Here is a 16,487-nt window from a genome sequence, read left to right as displayed (position 1 = left end):
AGCGCCAGGACTCAGCCGTCACTTACGTCGCACTCTTCGTCGTCAGTACCATCGTGGTCGAAAAGCGCTTCGCTGGCAGCGGCTGCGGGTAAGGCATGACGGTGTTTCGCATCTTGGATTTGTAACGCGGAACGTCACGAACTGCGTGCCAACGCGGAGCATTGGCACGATAGTCGTAAACATGAGCGCGACTCGAAAGCTCCACATCGGCAAGACAGTCGGCTAAATTTGTGTATAACAACAGGAAACCACACGAGGACGAGCACAGTGGATACCATCAGGCGTTTTTCGAGCTTCGCCGAGTTCTATCCTTTCTATCTGGCCGAGCACAGCAGCGCTACCAGCCGACGTCTGCATTTTGTCGGTACGTCGCTGGTGATTTTTCTGCTGGCGTTTGGTGTGGGCAGCGGCCGGTGGGGGTTGTTATGGCTGTTGCCGGTCGCGGGTTACGGCTTCGCCTGGGCCGGGCATTTCTTTTTTGAGAAGAACCGTCCGGCCACGTTCAAGCATCCGTTTTACAGTCTGCTCGGCGACTTCGTGATGTACCGCGACATGCTCTTGGGCAAGGTGCCGTTCTAGGCCGGTTGCTTCAGGCAAGCGTTTCGCTGGCGGGTTCCTCGACGGCAACCTGTTGCGCCTTCAAATGCGCATCCGCCAGGCGGAACAGTTCGATGTTGCCGTCCAGGTGTTCGATCAGGGCGGTACAGGATTCGACCCAGTCGCCGCAGTTGAGGTATTCCACACCCCCCACCTGGCGAATTTCCGCATGGTGGATGTGCCCGCAGACCACTCCGTCCAGCCCGCGCTTCACGCACTCATGGGCGATGGCTTCCTCGAAATCGCTGATGAAATTCACCGCACTCTTGACCTTGTGCTTGAGGTACGCAGACAGCGACCAGTAGCCATAACCGTATTTGGCGCGCCAGTGGTTGAGCCAGCGATTGAGGGTCAGGGTGAATTCATAGGCCGAGTCACCCAGAAAGGCCAGCCAGCGGTGGTAACGGGTGATCACGTCGAACTGGTCGCCGTGAATGACCAGAAAACGACGCCCATCGGCCGTCACGTGTTCGACTTCGTCGACCAGATGAATGTTGCCCAGCACCAGCTTGGAGTAACGGCGCAGGAATTCGTCGTGATTGCCGGTGACGTAAATGACTTCGGTGCCGCGCTTGCTCATGGTCAGCAAGCGGCGAATCACGTTGGTGTGCGCTTGTGGCCAGTACATGCCGCCGCGCAGTTTCCAGCCATCGATGATGTCGCCGACCAGGTACACCTTGTCAGCCTGATAGCGTTTGAGAAACGCAGAGAGGTGCTCGGCCTGGCAATCACGCGTGCCCAGATGAACGTCGGAAATCCACAAGGTGCGCACGCGCTGTTTGCGGCTGGGTGTGGCGAGCTGAGCACTGGTCATGTGACGACCTCCGGCAGGGTTTCCAGAAGAGTGGAGCATGCCGGTTAACCGAATGTGACACGTGCGTGGCGATGTCGTGACAGTTGCCCTGTATTACTGAGGACCTGGCGGAGTATGGCGGTCGTTATGGCCCAGATCGCGGGCCGGGTCGATCTGATCGCGCAGCCGCTGCTTGAGCACTTTGGCTTCTGGAAAGCCGCCGTCGGCCTTGCGCTCCCAGAGTTGTATACCGTCACAGGTAATGCGGAACACGCCGCCGGTGCCAGGCTGCAGCGAAACTTTGCCCAGGTCATCGCTGAACGTGCTCAGCAGTTCCTGGGCCAGCCAGGCAGCGCGCAACAGCCACTGGCATTGAATGCAATAGGTGATGATGACTTCAGGCTTTTCGGCAGACATGGGCGTCCCCTTCGGAAATTCAGACGACCATGATACGCAGCGTGCGCCGAATCAACGAGCGTTGGCGAAGCGGCGCAGTGCACTGAGGGTGACATCCTGTTCCGGCGCTTGCGGTGCGGTATCGGCAGCCGCGTGTACCTTGACGCCGAGCAAGCCCAACAAGCGGCTGCGAATCAGTTGAAACCCTGGCTGCCCGCTGTCGCGCTGGCGCGGCAGGTCGACGCGGATGTCGTCGGCAATCTTGCCGTCGGCCAGCACGATGACCCGGTCAGCGAGCAGGATCGCCTCATCGACATCGTGTGTCACCAGCAATACCGCCGGGGTGTGCTTGCGCCACAGGTCGATGATCAGTTGATGCATGCGAATGCGCGTCAAGGCATCGAGTGCGGCAAAAGGCTCGTCGAGCAGCAACAGTTTTGGCTCACGCACCAGTCCCCGCGCCAGTGCCACTCGCTGCGCTTCGCCACCGGACAAGGTGACCGGAAAGGCATTCAGCCGATGCGCCAGGCCAACCTCGGTCAACGCTGCTTCGGCACGAGCCCTGGCATCGTTGATGCGCAGGCCGAGAACCACGTTTTTCCAGGCGTTTTTCCACGGCATCAGGCGCGGCTCCTGAAACACCGCCGCCCGCGCCACCGGCACACGCAGTTGGCCGCTGTCGATCTCGTCAAGCCCGGCCAGGGTGCGCAGCAAGGTGGTCTTGCCGGAGCCACTGGCGCCAAGCAAGGCGACAAATTCGCCTGGAGCAATATCCAGATTCAGTCCGTCGATGACCCGTTGCCGACCAAACTGGCGCACCACGTTACGCAGTTTTACAGGCGCCTGACTCGCCTCGGAGGCGACAGCGGGAGTATTGCGCAGATCAGAAGTGGCCATGTTTCAATGCCTCACGAAGGTCGGGCGCCAGGCCAGCGCATAACGCTCCAGCGTGCGAATGATGGCGTCGATCACCAGGCCAAGGACGCTGTAGATCAACAGGCAGATAACGATTACATCAGTGCGCATGAAGTCCCGCGCATCGCTGGCCAGATAACCGATGCCAGCGGTGGTGTTGATTTGTTCGACGAAGACCAGGGCCAGCCACGAAATACCCAGGGAATAGCGCAGCCCGACAAAAAAAGCAGGCAACGAGCCGGGCAGGATGACGTGCCAGATCAACTCGCGGCGGCTCAACCCGAGCGTGTTGGCAGCCTCGATCAGTTTCGGATCGATGTTGCGGATGCCGGAAAACAGATTCAGGTACACCGGAAAGGTGGTGCCCATGACGATCAGCGCCACTTTGGTGAACTCGCCGATGCCGAACCAGAGGATGAACAGTGGCACCAGTGCCAGCGAGGGAATGGTGCGCAGCATCTGCATGGGCGAGTCGAGAACGATTTCGCCGCGTCGGGAAAGCCCGGTCACCAGTGCAGCCACCACGCCAATACTGACGCCGATGCTCAAGCCCGACAGTGCCCGTTGCAACGAAACCCACAAGTGGTGGGCCAGTTCGCCCGAGACGATCATCGACCAGAGCGTACCGCCGATCTGCGACGGCGCGGCAATCACCCGGACTGGCAGCAGGCCGGTTTGAGAGGCCAGCTCCCAGAGCAGCAACAGCGCCAGCGGGCTGAGCAGACGCAAGACAAAGCCAGGCACTTGCCAGCTCGGGCGACCCGGTTGCGAGACGTGGCCCTGTTCAGGTTTGTTGACCACCAGAAAACCGGGTTCTGCGAGGTTGAGCGTTGTATCAGACATGGGCACATCCTTCCTGGACAAACCGGGCAAGACGCACCCGATGCATTATGAAGACCATGCTATGTGCATAAGAACGCTGCGTGAAATTCGATTTAGACCTAAGCTAATAGTTAAAATATTTGATCACTACAAAACTTAATAATGCATATTTTTTATAATTAACTTAGACCGAAATCGAATTTCACAGCGTCTGCCCCTTGCCTTTATGGTGCCTCTCGACAAGGTCGAACGGACCTCAACCATTGGCAGGAGTTTTCATGAGCATCGAATTCATTGGCTATATTGCCACGCAACCCGGTTCTGAAATCCACCCGCGCAGCGGCGCGACCATCCAGCCCGACTACGTGAAGACCGTGGCCAAGGCTCATGAAGATGCCGGTTTTGATCGTGCACTGATCGCCTACCATTCCAATAGCCCGGACAGCACGCTGGTCGCAACGCATGCCGCCAGCGTCACCACCAAACTGAAGTTTCTGGTCGCCCATCGCCCGGGCTTCATCGCCCCCACTGTGGCGGCACGACAGTTCGCGACGCTGGACGTGTTCAATGGCGGGCGCACTGCCGTGCATATCATCACCGGCGGTGACGACAAGGAACTGCGCGCCGACGGCAGCCATATCGGCAAGGACGAACGCTACGCACGCAGCGACGAGTACCTCAGCGTAGTGCGTCAGGAATGGACCAGCGACAAGCCGTTCGATCATGACGGCACCTACTATCAGATCGAGGGCGCGCACTCGCTGGTCAAATCCCCGCAACAGCCACATATCCCCCTGTACTTTGGTGGTTCCTCGGCAGCGGCGATTGCCGTGGCCGGCAAACATGCCGACGTTTATGCGTTGTGGGGCGAGACATACGAACAGGTGCGTGAGGTGGTGAAAAAGGTCCGCGCCGAGGCTGCCAGACATGGGCGGACCATTCGTTTCAGCCTGTCATTACGTCCGATTCTGGCCGAGACCGAGGAGCAGGCCTGGGCACGCGCCGACAGTATTCTGGAAAAGGCCAGGGCACTGGCAGACCGCAACGGCTTTGTACGACGCGAACCGCCGAATGAAGGATCACGCCGCCTGCTGGACGCCGCGGCACAAGGGTCGCGGCTGGACAAGCGCCTGTGGACCGGCATCGCCGGCCTGCTTGGCGCACAGGGCAACTCGACCTCGCTGGTCGGCACTCCGGAACAGGTCGCCGAAGCGCTGCTGGATTATTACGATCTGGGGATTACCACGTTCCTGATTCGTGGCTTCGATCCATTGGAAGACGCCATCGACTATGGCAAGAAGCTGATCCCGCTGACCCGCGCGTTGGTGGCGCAACGCGAACAGCAGGCGCGCGAACAGGTCGCCTGATTCACCCCATGCCCTGCGGGCAGGCCTGACGCTCGACGCCAGAGCGCCTGCCCGCGATGCCGTTTTCAGGCGGCTGCCGAGACCGGCTTGAGCGACCGGGCCACCAGTGCGCCGAAGGCTTCGACCGGCGCCTGCAGGTTACCCAGAAAGCGCGGGTAGAACAGCCACAAGTCCATGACCGGCTTGAAGTCCTTGAGCGGCAGCGCCACCAACTGCTCGCGGTGCGCACTGCGTTCCAGCAAGGGCCTGGGCACCAGGCCAAGCCCCATGCCATCGGCCACCAGCCCCAGTTGCAACTCGGTGCCGAAAGTCTCCAGATTGACCTTCATGCTCAGACCCTGATCGGTCAGCGTGCGCTGCAAACCTGCACGAAAGCCGCAGCCGTCCGGATTAAGCACCCAGCCCTGTTCATAACAGTCCGCCAGCCTGCCGGGCTTTTTCGGGGCCAGGCCCTTGGCGCAGACCACCACCAGCTCCATCTTGCCTATCGACTGACCGATGATGTTGTCCGGGAATATCTTGCCTGCCGGAAACAGCGCCGCCGCCGCATCCAGCTCGCCGTTTTCGATCTTGCCGATCAGATGGCTGCCCCAACCGGTGCTGACCTGGGCACGCAGATCCGGAAATTCCCCACGCAATTGCTTGAGCGCATCGAGCAGCACCACGTCACCGATGGTTTGCGGCACGCCCAGACGCAACAGGCCGCTCGGCGGCGTGTCACTGGCCACCAGCTCGCGCAACGAATCCATCTTGCGCAGGATTGCCAGGCACTTCTGGTACACCTGAAGGCCCATCGGAGTCGGCTTGAGCGGCTTGGTATTGCGGTCGAACAGCTCGACCCCGAGGGCCTGCTCGAAATTCTGCACCCGGCGCGTAATGGCTGGCTGGGTCAGATCCAGCGATTCAGCGGCGTGGCTGATCGACTGGCAGCGGATGACTGCAACGAACGCATCGATATCATCAATTTTCATTCGGACCGCACATAAAAAAGAAATTAAACATAGGCAAAAAGCATAGTACCAGCAGGCGCTCATGGATAGCCCGAGCGTAGATTTCGCGGATTGCTGCAGAGAAGTAAAAGACGTTTTCGTTATAACCTAATCATTAAAAAATAGCATATTAAATATCCATATTATGCTTATATCGAACCATTCCCCGACTGTGATCTGGAAATGGACATGACTCAGAACCGACACCCGGAACGACTCGGGGCCTTTATCGATGCCCTCACCGAACTGATCGGCAGCGAGCCGCACGAAGGCGACCTGTTACGCCGCGGCGGCAAGCTGCTGGCGCAACTGGTCAGCCACGATGACTGGCTGGCAGAAGAATTCGCCGTACCCGACGCCAACCGCTATCAGCAATTTCTGCTGCATGCCGATCCTCAGCAGCGCTTTTCGGTAGTCAGCTTCGTCTGGGGGCCGGGGCAACGCACGCCGATTCACGACCACCGCGTCTGGGGGCTGATCGGCATGCTGCGCGGCGCGGAAGATTCCCAAGGCTACCTTCGCAACGCGCAAGGGCGCCTCGAAACCAGCGGCCCGGCGATTCGCCTGCAACCCGGCCAGGTCGAGGCGCTGTCACCGCACAGCAACGATGTCCATCAGGTCAGTAACGCCTTCAACGATCAGGTGTCGATCAGCATCCACGTCTACGGCGCCGATATCGGCACCGTGAAGCGTGCGGTGTATGACCTCGACGGCACCGAAAAACTGTTCATCTCCGGCTATTCGAACGCCGCCGCTACTGCCCATCAGGATCAGCCAACAGGGAGCCCGACCCAATGACCACACCTGCCACCCGATCATTCGCCGATATTCGCCAGGCCTTGCTGGACCGTCAGGAGCTGGCCCTGGTGGATGTCCGCGAAGAGGCATCCTTTGCCCAGGCTCATCCACTGTTTGCCGTAAACATCCCGTTGTCGAAGCTGGAGCTGGAGGTTTTCTCACGCATTCCGCGACGCGACACGGCCGTGACCCTGTACGACGATGGCGAAGGCCTGGCACAAGTAGCTTTGCAACGCCTGCAGACACTGGGCTACAGCGACGTGAAACTGCTCGACGGCGGCCTGCAGGGCTGGCGCACGGCTGGCGGCGAGCTGTTCATCGACGTGAATGTGCCGAGCAAGGCGTTTGGCGAGCTGGTGGAGCATCATCGAGCCACCCCGTCGCTGGCGGCGGAAGAGGTCAAGCGCCTGCTCGACAGCAATGCCGACGTGGTAGTGCTCGATGCCCGGCGCTATGACGAATACCAGACCATGAGCATTCCCGGTGGCATCAGCGTGCCGGGCGCCGAACTGGTGCTGCGGGCACGTGAGCTGGCACCCGATCCCGCTACCCGAATCATCGTCAATTGTGCCGGTCGCACGCGCAGCATCATCGGCACCCAGTCGCTGGTCAACGCGGGCCTGCCCAACCCGATCAACGCACTGCGCAATGGCACCATTGGCTGGCTGCTGGCCGGCCAGACGCTGGACCATGGCCAGAACCGGCGTTTTGCGGCAGTCAGTGAAGAGACCCGCGAAACCGCCAGTGCCGATGCCCGCAAGGTGGCCGATCGCGCCAGCGTCAAACGTGCCAGCCGTGCTGATCTGCAACGCTGGCAAGCCGAGGCTTCACGCACCACTTACCTGTTCGACGTACGCACCCCGGAAGAGTTTGCCAAAGGCCACCTGCCCGGCGCGCGCTCTACACCGGGTGGGCAGTTGGTGCAGGAAACCGATCATTTCGCCAGCGTACGCGGTGCGCGAATCGCGCTGCTGGACGATGACGGCGTGCGCGCCAACATGTCGGCCTCCTGGCTGGCGCAATTGGGCTGGGACGTGTCGGTAATCGATGACCTGGATGCAGCAGACTTCAGCGAACAGGGCGACTGGGACGCGCCCTTCCCGAGGCCGCCGCAGGTGGAGGCGATCAGCGTCGAAACCCTCACCCACTGGCAGACACAGGTAAACGTGGCGGTGCTGGATTTCACCGCCAGCGCCAACTATGTCAAACAGCATATTCCCGGCGCCTGGTGGACCTTGCGTGCCGACCTCAAGCAGGCGCTGGGCAGGCTGCCGGCTGCTGACCGCTATGTCTTGACCTGCGGCAGCAGCCGTCTGGCGCGCTTTGCCGTGGCCGACCTTGAGGCGTTGACCGACAAGCCGGTGTTCCTGCTCGAAGGCGGCACCGCCAGCTGGATCAAGGCCGGTCTGCCGCTGGAGCACGGCGAAAGCCGACTGGCCTCGCCACGCATCGATCGCTATCGCCGCCCGTACGAAGGCACCGACGCACCGCGCGAAGCCATGCAGGCGTATCTGGACTGGGAATTCGGCCTGGTGGAGCAACTGGGACGTGACGGAACACACGGCTTTTATGTGATTTGAGCAGGTGAATGACCATCGTGCCAATGCCCTGCGTGAGGAACGATGGGCATCTGACCGACCAATCAACTCAATGGAGAAACACCTCAATGCTGCCTTTTTTCAAATCCACCCTGCCGTTTAAAACCCTGCTGCTGGGCGCACTGCTCAGTGTGTTGGCAGGTCAGGGAGTGGCTGCCGAGCAGGCGCCGCTGCGGGTCGCCAATCAGAAGTCGCTGCTGAAAACCCTGCTGCAGGTTTCCGGCGAGCTCAAGGACGTGCCTTACGAGATTCAGTTTTCCGAGTTTCCCGCAGCGGCACCCCTGGGGGAGGCGCTGAATGCGGGCGCGGTGGATATCGGTGCGCTGGGTGATGCGCCCTATGTATTCGCTCTAGGGGCGGGTGCACCCTTGAAAGTGGTCAGCATCACCCACGCCCAGGGCCGCTTCACCACTGCGGTGCTGGTGCCGAAAGACTCGCCGATCAAGACCGTTGCCGATCTCAAGGGCAAGCGCATCGTCACCGGCCGCGGCTCCATCGGCCACTACCTGGCGATCCGCGCCTTGCATGAGGCCGGGCTGAAAACCAGTGATGTCACCTTCATCAATCTGCTGCCCAGCGAGTCGCGTCTGCTGCTGGACAGTGGCGATGCCGATGCGTGGGCAACCTGGGACCCTTACACCACGATCTCCATCACGCAAAGCGACGCGCGAGTACTGGTCAGCGGCAGTGAGCTGCTGAGCAACCACCTCTACCTTGCCGCAACCAGCGAGGCCATCGAAGGCAAGCGCGCACAACTGGATGATTTCGTTGCCCGCGTCGAGCGCGCTTTCAATTGGTCCAACGCCCATCCCGAGGAGTACGCGGCGGCCCAGGCGAAAGTTACCGGCCTGCCCCTGGCGGTGCACCTCGCAGTGGCCAAGGCGACGAAAATGCAACGCACGCCGATTGACGATCAGATCGTCCAGGGCCTGCAAAACACTGCCGACACTTACTTGGCCGAAGGCATTCTGAGCAAAAGGATCGACGTTTCGACAGGCTTCGACAAAAGCTTCAACACTTCGCGCGCGCAGATCGCGCAGGCCGCCGCTCAATAAACGCTGCGAAAAGGACCCCGCATGACACTCTCGACCCTGCGCCCTACTCCGCGCCAGCTGCATGACGCGCCCGAGCCCGCCGAGGACTTCGGCAAACGGCTGGCGGAACTGACCGCCGCACTGGCCGAAACCGCCGAGCAATACGACGTCAGCGCGCAATTCCCCCACGCCAACTTCCAGCTGCTGCACGCTCACGGCCTGCTTGGCCTGACCGTTCCGACCGAACTGGGCGGCGGCGGTGCCGATCTGCCCCGAGCCCGGCAGGTGATCAGCGCGGTGGCCAGAGGAGAGCCGTCGACGGCGCTGATTCTGGTCATGCAATACCTGCAGCATTCACGCCTGCAGGAGAACCGCAACTGGCCAAGCCATCTGCGCGTACAGGTGGCCGAACAGGCCGTGCGTGAGGGCGCGTTGATCAACGCCCTGCGCGTGGAGCCCGATCTGGGAACACCTGCGCGCGGCGGCCTGCCAGGCACCATCGCGCGCCGCACCGCTCAAGGCTGGCGCATCAGCGGCAGCAAGATCTACTCCACAGGCAGCCATGGTCTGACCTGGTTTGCCGTGTGGGCACGCAGCGATGACGATGATCCGCTGGTGGGCAGCTGGCTGGTCCACAAGGACACGCCGGGCATCACCATCATTGAGGACTGGGACCATCTGGGCATGCGCGCGACCAGCAGCCACGAAGTCAGATTCGACAACGTGCTGGTGCCACTCGATCACGCCGTCAGTGTCAGCCCGTGGAGCGCCCCGCAATCCGAACTGGATGGATCGGGCCTGCTGTGGATGGCGGTGCTGCTGTCGTCGGTCTACGATGGCATCGCTCAATCCGCCCGCGACTGGCTGGTGCACTGGCTGGAACAGCGCACGCCCTCCAACCTCGGCGCCGCGCTGTCGACCCTGCCGCGCTTTCAGGAAACCGTCGGGCAGATTGATACCCTGCTGTTCGCCAATCGCAGCCTGCTGCAATCGGCTGCCCACGGGCACACACCTGCCCAGCACGCCGGGCAGATCAAATACCTGGTGACCGGCAACGCCATCCGCGCGGTGGAACTGGCCATCGAGGCCTCGGGAAATCCGGGACTGTCACGCAGCAACCCGTTGCAGCGCCACTACCGCAACGTCCTGTGCGGCCGGGTGCATACCCCACAGAATGACGCGGTGCTGGCGGGCGTGGGCAAGGCGGCGTTTGCGGCGCGCAGCAAAGACCGATAAACCGCGTCAGAGCAGTGACGGCGGTTCGAACGCCGTCACCGGCGGCAGATCCTGATCCCATTTGACGATCTCCACCGTTGCCGTCTGCGCTGAACAGCCCTGCGACAGGCTGGAGGCGCCCACATCTTCGGTGATCACATTCGGGTTGCCGTGCTTTTCCAGACTGCCTCGCTCGCCATGCACCAGCGGATCGAACCAGGCTCCGGTGGCTATCTGCACTACGCCGGGACGAATGCCATCCGACACGATCACCCCGGCCAGAAACGCGCCCCGCTCGTTGAAAACCTTGACCACATCGCCATCGACCAGTCCGCGTGCGCGAGCATCCAGCGGGTTGAGGGTCAGCGGCTCGCGCGCCTGAATTTTCGAGGAGCGACTGTAACTGCCGTGGTCGTACTGGCTGTGCAGACGGGTTTTCGGCTGGTTGGACAGCAGGTGCAGCGCGTGGGTCGGCACAGGCTTCTCCAGCCACACCGGGTGACCGGGACAATCGGCATAGCCAAAGCCTGCAATGCGTTCGGAGAAAATTTCGATGCGTCCGGACGGCGTCGGCAGCGGATGCGCGTCAGGGTCATGGCGAAAGGATTCAAGCAGTACGTTGTCGGTGTGCGGATAGTCTATTTCCAGTACACCGTCACGCCAGAACTGCTCGAAATCCGGCAGGGTGATGCCAAACGTTTCGGCCCGCTGCCGAGACTCGTCATAGATAAAGCGCAGCCATTCCCGGGCATCCCGACCTTCGGTAAACGCCTGGGCCACACCCAGCCGCTCGGCCAGCGCGGCCAGAATCGAGTAGTCGTCACGCGACTCCCCTACGGGTTCGATCGCCTGCTGCATGGCGATCATGAAACGGTCGGAGGCCGAACTGCCAATGTCATCGCGCTCCAGGGCCGTGGTGGCCGGCAGTACGATGTCGGCATAGCGTGCCTGGGCGGTCCAGAACTGCTCGTGGACAATGATGGTTTGCGGCCGCTGCCACGCCTCCAGCAGCCGATTGAGATCCTGATGGTGGTGAAAGATATTGCCACCCGCCCAGTACACCAGGCGAATGTCCGGGTACGTGCGCTGTTGCCCGTTGTAATCGAAGGGTGTGCCGGGATTGAGCAGCATATCCGTGACCCGCGCGACTGGAATGAAGTCCATGACCGGGTTGCCGCCCTGGGAAAAGCGTGGCCCCGAGAACGCCTTGCGGCCACTGCCGGTGTTGTTCATGCAGCCGTAACCCAGGCCAAAACCGGCACCGGGCAAACCGATCTGGCCCAACAGCGCGGCCAGGGTCACCGTCATCCAGAACGGTTGCTCACCGTGCAGCGAACGCTGCAATGAATAGGCGACGTTGATCATGGTGCGCTTGCTGGCCATGCGCCGTGCCAGCTCGACAATCTGCTGCGCAGGAATATCGGTCAGCGCCTCGGCCCAGCGCGGGTCTTTCGGCTGGCCATCAGTGTGGCCCAGCAGATAATCGCGAAAACGCGCATAGCCCACGGTATAGCGCTGGACGAAATCCTCGTTGTGCAACCCTTCGCTGATCAGTACCCAGGACAGCGCCATCATCAACGCCGTGTCGCTGCCGGGACGTACCGCCAGCCACTGGTTATGCGTCGGGCCAACCAGATCGTCACGCAGCGGGCTGACGTTGACGAACTGCACGCCCGCGTCGGACATGCGTTGCAGCGCATCGACCAGCAGATGGTCGCTGGCACCACCGGGGCTGGTCTGCGCATTCTTGGCGGGCAAGCCGCCGAACGCGACGAACAGCTCGCAATGCTCGGCGAGGTTTTTCCAGGAGGTATGTGCCGCCAACAGCCAGTCCATGTTGCCGACGATGTGCGGCATCAGCACCCGCCCGGCACCCAGGCTGTAGCTGTCGGTGCTGAACACATAACCGCCAATGCAGTTGAGGAAGCGATGCAGCTGGCTTTGCGCGTGATGAAAACGCCCCGCGCTGCCCCAGCCGTAGCTACCACCGAAGATCGCCTGATTGCCATGCTCGTGCCGGACTCGCTGCAACTCGCTGGCGACCAGATCCAGCGCGACCTCCCAGGAAACCTCGATGAACGGCTCCTGACCACGCAGATCGGGTCGTCCACCGGCTTGCTGAAGAAAACTGCGGCGTATCGCCGGGCGCCTGATGCGGGTCGGCGAGGTAATGGCGCCGGCAACCGAATCGCCGATCGGAGACGGATCCTTGTCCCATTCTGCTGGCAACAGTCCGATCAGCTTGCCGTCCTTGACCTGTGGGCGGTAAGCGCCCCAGTGCAATGATGTGAAACTCATGTTGAAGGCTCCCGGATAGCACAGTGGCAGGCGCTCGGTCAGCGCGCTGCCTGCGCCTGATCGGCCAGCGCTGAACTGAACGACTCGTCAAACACGCTGGCAGCAGGATAACGCTTGGTCAGCCCCGCGTTGTTGAAAAAATCGATGGTTTGCTGCGCACCAGCCACCACTTGCGCAGTGATCGGCACGACTACCACCTGAGCACGGGAAAACCAGCGGCGTGCTACCTCGGCATCGGCCTTGGTCAGCGCGGACCAGGCGTTGGCGTAGCGTTCATTGTGCTGCGGATCACTGACCGACCAGGCGCGGGCGGCCTGCAGGCGCTGCAGGAAATCGCTGATCTGCGCACGCTTGTCCTTGATGGCCTGATCGTTGGCGACGATGAAGCTTTGCGCTGGAATCAGGCCCTCGGCAGTCGCGATAATCCGAGCACCCTGTCGTTCCTGCTGGGTGACGTAGGGTTCCCAGGTGGCAATCGCATCCACCGAACCGCCGTCCAGCGCATGGGAGGAATCCAGTGCGCTGAGGTAGCGATAGTCAACGGCATCGCGGGCGACACCAGCCTTGTCCAGTGCGGTGAGCATCAGTTGCTGGCTGAACGAACCTTTCCAGATGGCGACCTTCTTGCCCGCCAGATCCGCCACGGTCTTGATCGGCGAGTCCTTGCGCACAACGATGGCAACGCCGTCGAGGTTCTGTCGCGACACACCGATGACCTTGATCGGAGCGCCCAGCGCGCCCATGAACAGCGCAGGCGAATCGCCTAGCAAGCCAATATCCAGGCTGCCGACGTTCAAGGCCTCGGCGACCGGCGAGCCTGCAGTGAACTGCTTCCATTCAAGTTCGTAAGGCAAATCTTTGAGCACCCCGGCGGCTTCCATCACGGTGCGGGCGCTGTAGCTCTGATCGCCGACGATCAGATTGGCCGACTGGATATCGAGCGAGGCCACAAGGCTCAGCACCAGCCCCTTCAGCAAGCGTTGGCTCCAGCGGATGAGGGTCGTTGGCACAGGTATGTTCTCCACAGGCATCGGGCAAATCGAAATGATCGGCAACGACCCTAACACCAGGGTAAAAATTAGCTAAATTCATTTTTGTTCTAGCCTAAGATGCAAATTAATCATCAACAGGGTGATCATCAGCTTGCTTCAAGCTTGCGGATCATTCAGCTCAATACCCGATTCCAGACGCTCGCGCAGGAACTCGATGAATGCCTGCACCGGTCGCGAGGCCTGACGGTGTTGCGGATAAACCGCTGACAGCGTCAGTGGCTCGGGACGCAGGTTGTCCAGCACCCGCACCAGGCTGCCGTCGCGCAGCGCGGCACCGACAATAAAGGTCGGCAAATAGGTGATGCCCAAACCGGCAATCGCCGACTCCCTCAGCAGCTCGCCATTATTGGCACGCATGCGCCCGCTGACATTGAGGGTCAACGGCTTGTCCTGCCGTTGGAAACGCCACTGCGCTTGACGGCTGTGGCCATAGGGCAGGCAATCGTGGGCGTGCAGGTCTTCGGGTTTTTGCGGTATGCCGCGCTCGGCCAGGTACACCGGACTGGCGCAGTACACCCGGTCGATCGAGGCAATGCGCCGGGCGATCAGGCTGGAGTCTTCAAGCACGCCGATACGCAGTACCAGGTCGTAACCTTCACTGATCACGTCCACCGGACGATCACTCAGATCGACTTCTACTGCCACGTCGCGATAGCGCTGCAAAAACAGCGGCAGCAGGCAGGCCAGGTGGGTAACGGCAAACGACAGCGGCGCACTTACGCGCAGGGTGCCGCGCGGTTCGTGGTTTTGCCCGGTGATCCCCTGCTCCACCTGCTCCAGCTCAGCCAGCAGACGCAGGGCCGATTCGTAGTAACTCTGGCCCAACGGCGTGACGTCCAGACGTCGCGTCGAACGGTTGAGCAGGCGTACGCCCAGCCGCTCCTCCAGTTGCATCAGACGACGACTGACAAACTGTTTGGACAGGCCCAGCTTGTCGGATGCGGCAGTCAGGCTGCCGGACTCCATCACCTGGCAGAACATCCGCATGTCTTCGAAAGGGTTCATGTGTTGCGACCTGATCAAGCGCTGAATGGCGTTCGGTGGAGCGTAACGTAGCGCGACCTACTGTCAACCTCAGAGAGACAGTCATTCATATTTCAGCTACTTATTGCGACAGTCGATAAGCCGTACTCTTCTTCCTACGTGATCGATTGCTGAATGTGCAGCGTCGATAGATGGAGAAAGAATCATGCTGACTCTTCGCAAAGCCTCCGATCGTGGTGCAGCCGACCATGGCTGGTTGAAATCCTTTCACACCTTTTCCTTTGCCGGCTACCGTAACCCGCAGGAACAGGGCTTTTCCGACCTGCTGGTGATCAACGACGACCGCGTCAGTGCCGGCAAAGGTTTCGGCCAGCACCCGCATCGGGACATGGAGATTTTTTCCTACGTGTTGGAAGGCGCGCTGGAGCACAAGGATACGCTGGGCACCGGCTCGGTGATCCGTCCCGGCGACGTGCAGTTGATGAGCGCGGGCACCGGCGTGGCACATAGCGAGTTCAACCACTCGCACACCGAGGGTGTGCATTTTCTGCAGATCTGGATCGTGCCAAATGTTGCAGGCGCGACGCCCAACTACCAGGAGAAGCATTTCAGCCCCGAGCAGAAACGCGGTCGCCTGCAGTTGATCATCTCGCCAGAAGGCGAGAACGGCGCGCTCAAGGTGCGCCAGGACGCTCGCGTGTATGCCGGCCTGTTCGATGGCGATGAAACCGCGACCTTGGAGCTGGCAGCCAACCGTTATGCCTATGTGCACGTTGCCCGTGGCAGTGTGATGCTCAATGGCGAGCAGCTGGGTGAAGGGGATGGCGTGCGTGTACGCGACGAACAGACTCTGAGCCTGAGCGCAGGGGTTGACGCAGAGGTGTTGGTGTTCGACATGCGGCCAAATGAATTGCCGCAGATGCCCAGAGCCTGAGATGAAAAAACGCCGCCTTTAAAGCGGCGTTCTTTTACATGACGTTAAAACATCTGAAGTTAAAACGCACAAACAAAAACGCCGCTCTGTTGAGCGGCGTTTTTGTGAATTTGGAGCGGGAAACGAGACTCGAACTCGCGACCCCGACCTTGGCAAGGTCGTGCTCTACCAACTGAGCTATTCCCGCAATATGGCGTCCCCTAGGGGACTCGAACCCCTGTTACCGCCGTGAAAGGGCGGTGTCCTAGGCCACTAGACGAAGGGGACACTGCCTGAAACACAATGGTGTGTGTTTCAGTTCCAGACATCATCCGAAGACGTGTTCTGGTTTCACTCAACCCTGCCCTGAGGCAAAGCTGCTTAAAATTGGAGCGGGAAACGAGACTCGAACTCGCGACCCCGACCTTGGCAAGGTCGTGCTCTACCAACTGAGCTATTCCCGCAATGGCGTCCCCTAGGGGACTCGAACCCCTGTTACCGCCGTGAAAGGGCGGTGTCCTAGGCCACTAGACGAAGGGGACACACGTACAACATTCACTACTTATTTGCGCTACGCTGTGTGCTTTACGCTGTAAGTGGCGCGCATTCTATGGATGGATTGAGGGGTCGTCAACCCCCATGTGAAAATTTATTGAAATCAATAACTTCGCTGCCGTTCGGACGCTGACCGACCGTCGCCGGGCGCCCGACTGACG

15 protein-coding genes and 4 tRNA genes are annotated in these 16,487 nt (G+C 60.8%); 7 read left to right on the top strand and 12 right to left on the bottom strand.

Annotated features, from left to right (window positions below):
• The first annotated feature begins 267 nt into the window (after positions 1-267).
• Positions 268-579: an Mpo1-like protein gene (locus BLR20_RS12760; RefSeq protein ID WP_003393857.1), complete on the top strand. Its 312-nt coding sequence runs from the start codon at positions 268-270 to the stop codon at positions 577-579.
• A gap of 10 nt (positions 580-589) precedes the next feature.
• Here the strand turns inward: BLR20_RS12760 and BLR20_RS12755 are convergent, their stop codons facing one another.
• The 4 genes from BLR20_RS12755 to BLR20_RS12740 all read right to left on the bottom strand — a co-directional run bounded on the left by BLR20_RS12755 (position 590) and on the right by BLR20_RS12740 (position 3,544).
• Positions 590-1,411, bottom strand: a complete 822-nt coding sequence (locus tag BLR20_RS12755) for a UDP-2,3-diacylglucosamine diphosphatase (RefSeq protein WP_054993554.1) — start codon at positions 1,409-1,411, stop codon at positions 590-592.
• Positions 1,412-1,504: 93 nt separating this feature from the next.
• The gene (locus tag BLR20_RS12750; RefSeq protein ID WP_010429278.1) at positions 1,505-1,807 is read right to left on the bottom strand and encodes an Rdx family protein; all 303 of its coding nucleotides are present in this window, start codon (positions 1,805-1,807) and stop codon (positions 1,505-1,507) included.
• Positions 1,808-1,858: 51 nt separating this feature from the next.
• On the bottom strand, positions 1,859-2,683 hold the full coding sequence (locus BLR20_RS12745) for an ABC transporter ATP-binding protein (protein WP_054993553.1): 825 nt from the start codon (positions 2,681-2,683) through the stop codon (positions 1,859-1,861).
• Positions 2,684-2,686: 3 nt separating this feature from the next.
• Positions 2,687-3,544, bottom strand: coding sequence for an ABC transporter permease (locus BLR20_RS12740; RefSeq protein ID WP_054993552.1), 858 nt, complete (start codon positions 3,542-3,544; stop codon positions 2,687-2,689).
• A gap of 257 nt (positions 3,545-3,801) precedes the next feature.
• Between BLR20_RS12740 and BLR20_RS12735 the strand changes: the two genes are divergently transcribed.
• Complete coding sequence (locus tag BLR20_RS12735) at positions 3,802-4,890, top strand: LLM class flavin-dependent oxidoreductase (protein ID WP_054993551.1); 1,089 nt, start codon at positions 3,802-3,804, stop codon at positions 4,888-4,890.
• Between the two features lie 65 nt (positions 4,891-4,955).
• Here the strand turns inward: BLR20_RS12735 and BLR20_RS12730 are convergent, their stop codons facing one another.
• The gene (locus BLR20_RS12730) at positions 4,956-5,861 is read right to left on the bottom strand and encodes a LysR family transcriptional regulator (protein WP_054993550.1); all 906 of its coding nucleotides are present in this window, start codon (positions 5,859-5,861) and stop codon (positions 4,956-4,958) included.
• Between the two features lie 207 nt (positions 5,862-6,068).
• Here BLR20_RS12730 and BLR20_RS12725 point away from each other — a divergent pair, with 207 nt between their 5' ends.
• From BLR20_RS12725 to BLR20_RS12710, 4 genes are all read left to right on the top strand, one after another.
• Complete coding sequence (locus tag BLR20_RS12725; RefSeq protein WP_054993549.1) at positions 6,069-6,677, top strand: cysteine dioxygenase family protein; 609 nt, start codon at positions 6,069-6,071, stop codon at positions 6,675-6,677.
• Positions 6,674-8,257: a rhodanese homology domain-containing protein gene (locus BLR20_RS12720; RefSeq protein ID WP_032612463.1), complete on the top strand. Its 1,584-nt coding sequence runs from the start codon at positions 6,674-6,676 to the stop codon at positions 8,255-8,257. The genes BLR20_RS12725 and BLR20_RS12720 overlap by 4 nt, the downstream gene beginning before the upstream one ends.
• 86 nt (positions 8,258-8,343) lie before the next feature.
• On the top strand, positions 8,344-9,330 hold the full coding sequence (locus tag BLR20_RS12715) for an ABC transporter substrate-binding protein (protein ID WP_010429297.1): 987 nt from the start codon (positions 8,344-8,346) through the stop codon (positions 9,328-9,330).
• Between the two features lie 21 nt (positions 9,331-9,351).
• Positions 9,352-10,545 carry an acyl-CoA dehydrogenase family protein gene (locus tag BLR20_RS12710; RefSeq protein ID WP_054993548.1) on the top strand — a complete coding sequence of 398 codons (1,194 nt, stop codon included), beginning with the start codon at positions 9,352-9,354 and terminating at the stop codon, positions 10,543-10,545.
• A gap of 6 nt (positions 10,546-10,551) precedes the next feature.
• Here BLR20_RS12710 and BLR20_RS12705 read toward each other — a convergent pair whose 3' ends face one another.
• The 3 genes from BLR20_RS12705 to BLR20_RS12695 form a co-directional block, all read right to left on the bottom strand.
• Positions 10,552-12,822 (bottom strand): molybdopterin guanine dinucleotide-containing S/N-oxide reductase, encoded by a 2,271-nt coding sequence (locus BLR20_RS12705; protein ID WP_054993547.1) that lies wholly within the window; start codon positions 12,820-12,822, stop codon positions 10,552-10,554.
• 38 nt (positions 12,823-12,860) lie between these two features.
• Complete coding sequence (locus tag BLR20_RS12700; protein ID WP_202907616.1) at positions 12,861-13,853, bottom strand: ABC transporter substrate-binding protein; 993 nt, start codon at positions 13,851-13,853, stop codon at positions 12,861-12,863.
• A gap of 117 nt (positions 13,854-13,970) precedes the next feature.
• Positions 13,971-14,879, bottom strand: a complete 909-nt coding sequence (locus BLR20_RS12695) for a LysR family transcriptional regulator (RefSeq protein WP_032612471.1) — start codon at positions 14,877-14,879, stop codon at positions 13,971-13,973.
• A 184-nt stretch (positions 14,880-15,063) separates the two neighbouring features.
• On the opposite strand from BLR20_RS12695, the gene BLR20_RS12690 reads away from it, so the two are divergent.
• The gene (locus BLR20_RS12690; protein ID WP_010429310.1) at positions 15,064-15,792 is read left to right on the top strand and encodes a pirin family protein; all 729 of its coding nucleotides are present in this window, start codon (positions 15,064-15,066) and stop codon (positions 15,790-15,792) included.
• 111 nt (positions 15,793-15,903) lie between these two features.
• Here BLR20_RS12690 and BLR20_RS12685 read toward each other — a convergent pair.
• The 4 genes from BLR20_RS12685 to BLR20_RS12670 all read right to left on the bottom strand — a co-directional run bounded on the left by BLR20_RS12685 (position 15,904) and on the right by BLR20_RS12670 (position 16,313).
• Positions 15,904-15,979: transfer RNA gene (locus BLR20_RS12685), tRNA-Gly, on the bottom strand.
• A 4-nt stretch (positions 15,980-15,983) separates the two neighbouring features.
• Positions 15,984-16,059 (bottom strand) — tRNA-Glu (locus BLR20_RS12680).
• Positions 16,060-16,159: 100 nt separating this feature from the next.
• Positions 16,160-16,235, bottom strand: a tRNA-Gly gene (locus tag BLR20_RS12675).
• 2 nt (positions 16,236-16,237) lie between these two features.
• A tRNA-Glu gene (locus BLR20_RS12670) sits at positions 16,238-16,313 on the bottom strand.
• Positions 16,314-16,487 lie beyond the last annotated feature (174 nt).

This window comes from Pseudomonas congelans, from assembly GCF_900103225.1.
Lineage (GTDB): Bacteria > Pseudomonadota > Gammaproteobacteria > Pseudomonadales > Pseudomonadaceae > Aquipseudomonas > Aquipseudomonas congelans.
This window is presented reverse-complemented; position numbering and strand designations above follow the sequence as displayed.

Bases quoted from the DNA above. Each gene is read 5' to 3' on its own strand.
- BLR20_RS12755 (WP_054993554.1), bottom strand. From the start codon at position 1,411: ATGACCAGTGCTCAGCTCGCCACACCCAGCCGCAAACAGCGCGTGCGC.
- BLR20_RS12750 (WP_010429278.1), bottom strand. From the start codon at position 1,807: ATGTCTGCCGAAAAGCCTGAAGTCATCATCACCTATTGCATTCAATGC.
- BLR20_RS12745 (WP_054993553.1), bottom strand. From the start codon at position 2,683: ATGGCCACTTCTGATCTGCGCAATACTCCCGCTGTCGCCTCCGAGGCG.
- BLR20_RS12740 (WP_054993552.1), bottom strand. From the start codon at position 3,544: ATGTCTGATACAACGCTCAACCTCGCAGAACCCGGTTTTCTGGTGGTC.
- BLR20_RS12735 (WP_054993551.1), top strand. From the start codon at position 3,802: ATGAGCATCGAATTCATTGGCTATATTGCCACGCAACCCGGTTCTGAA.
- BLR20_RS12730 (WP_054993550.1), bottom strand. From the start codon at position 5,861: ATGAAAATTGATGATATCGATGCGTTCGTTGCAGTCATCCGCTGCCAG.
- BLR20_RS12725 (WP_054993549.1), top strand. From the start codon at position 6,069: ATGACTCAGAACCGACACCCGGAACGACTCGGGGCCTTTATCGATGCC.
- BLR20_RS12720 (WP_032612463.1), top strand. From the start codon at position 6,674: ATGACCACACCTGCCACCCGATCATTCGCCGATATTCGCCAGGCCTTG.
- BLR20_RS12715 (WP_010429297.1), top strand. From the start codon at position 8,344: ATGCTGCCTTTTTTCAAATCCACCCTGCCGTTTAAAACCCTGCTGCTG.
- BLR20_RS12710 (WP_054993548.1), top strand. From the start codon at position 9,352: ATGACACTCTCGACCCTGCGCCCTACTCCGCGCCAGCTGCATGACGCG.
- BLR20_RS12705 (WP_054993547.1), bottom strand. From the start codon at position 12,822: ATGAGTTTCACATCATTGCACTGGGGCGCTTACCGCCCACAGGTCAAG.
- BLR20_RS12700 (WP_202907616.1), bottom strand. From the start codon at position 13,853: ATGCCTGTGGAGAACATACCTGTGCCAACGACCCTCATCCGCTGGAGC.
- BLR20_RS12695 (WP_032612471.1), bottom strand. From the start codon at position 14,879: ATGAACCCTTTCGAAGACATGCGGATGTTCTGCCAGGTGATGGAGTCC.
- BLR20_RS12690 (WP_010429310.1), top strand. From the start codon at position 15,064: ATGCTGACTCTTCGCAAAGCCTCCGATCGTGGTGCAGCCGACCATGGC.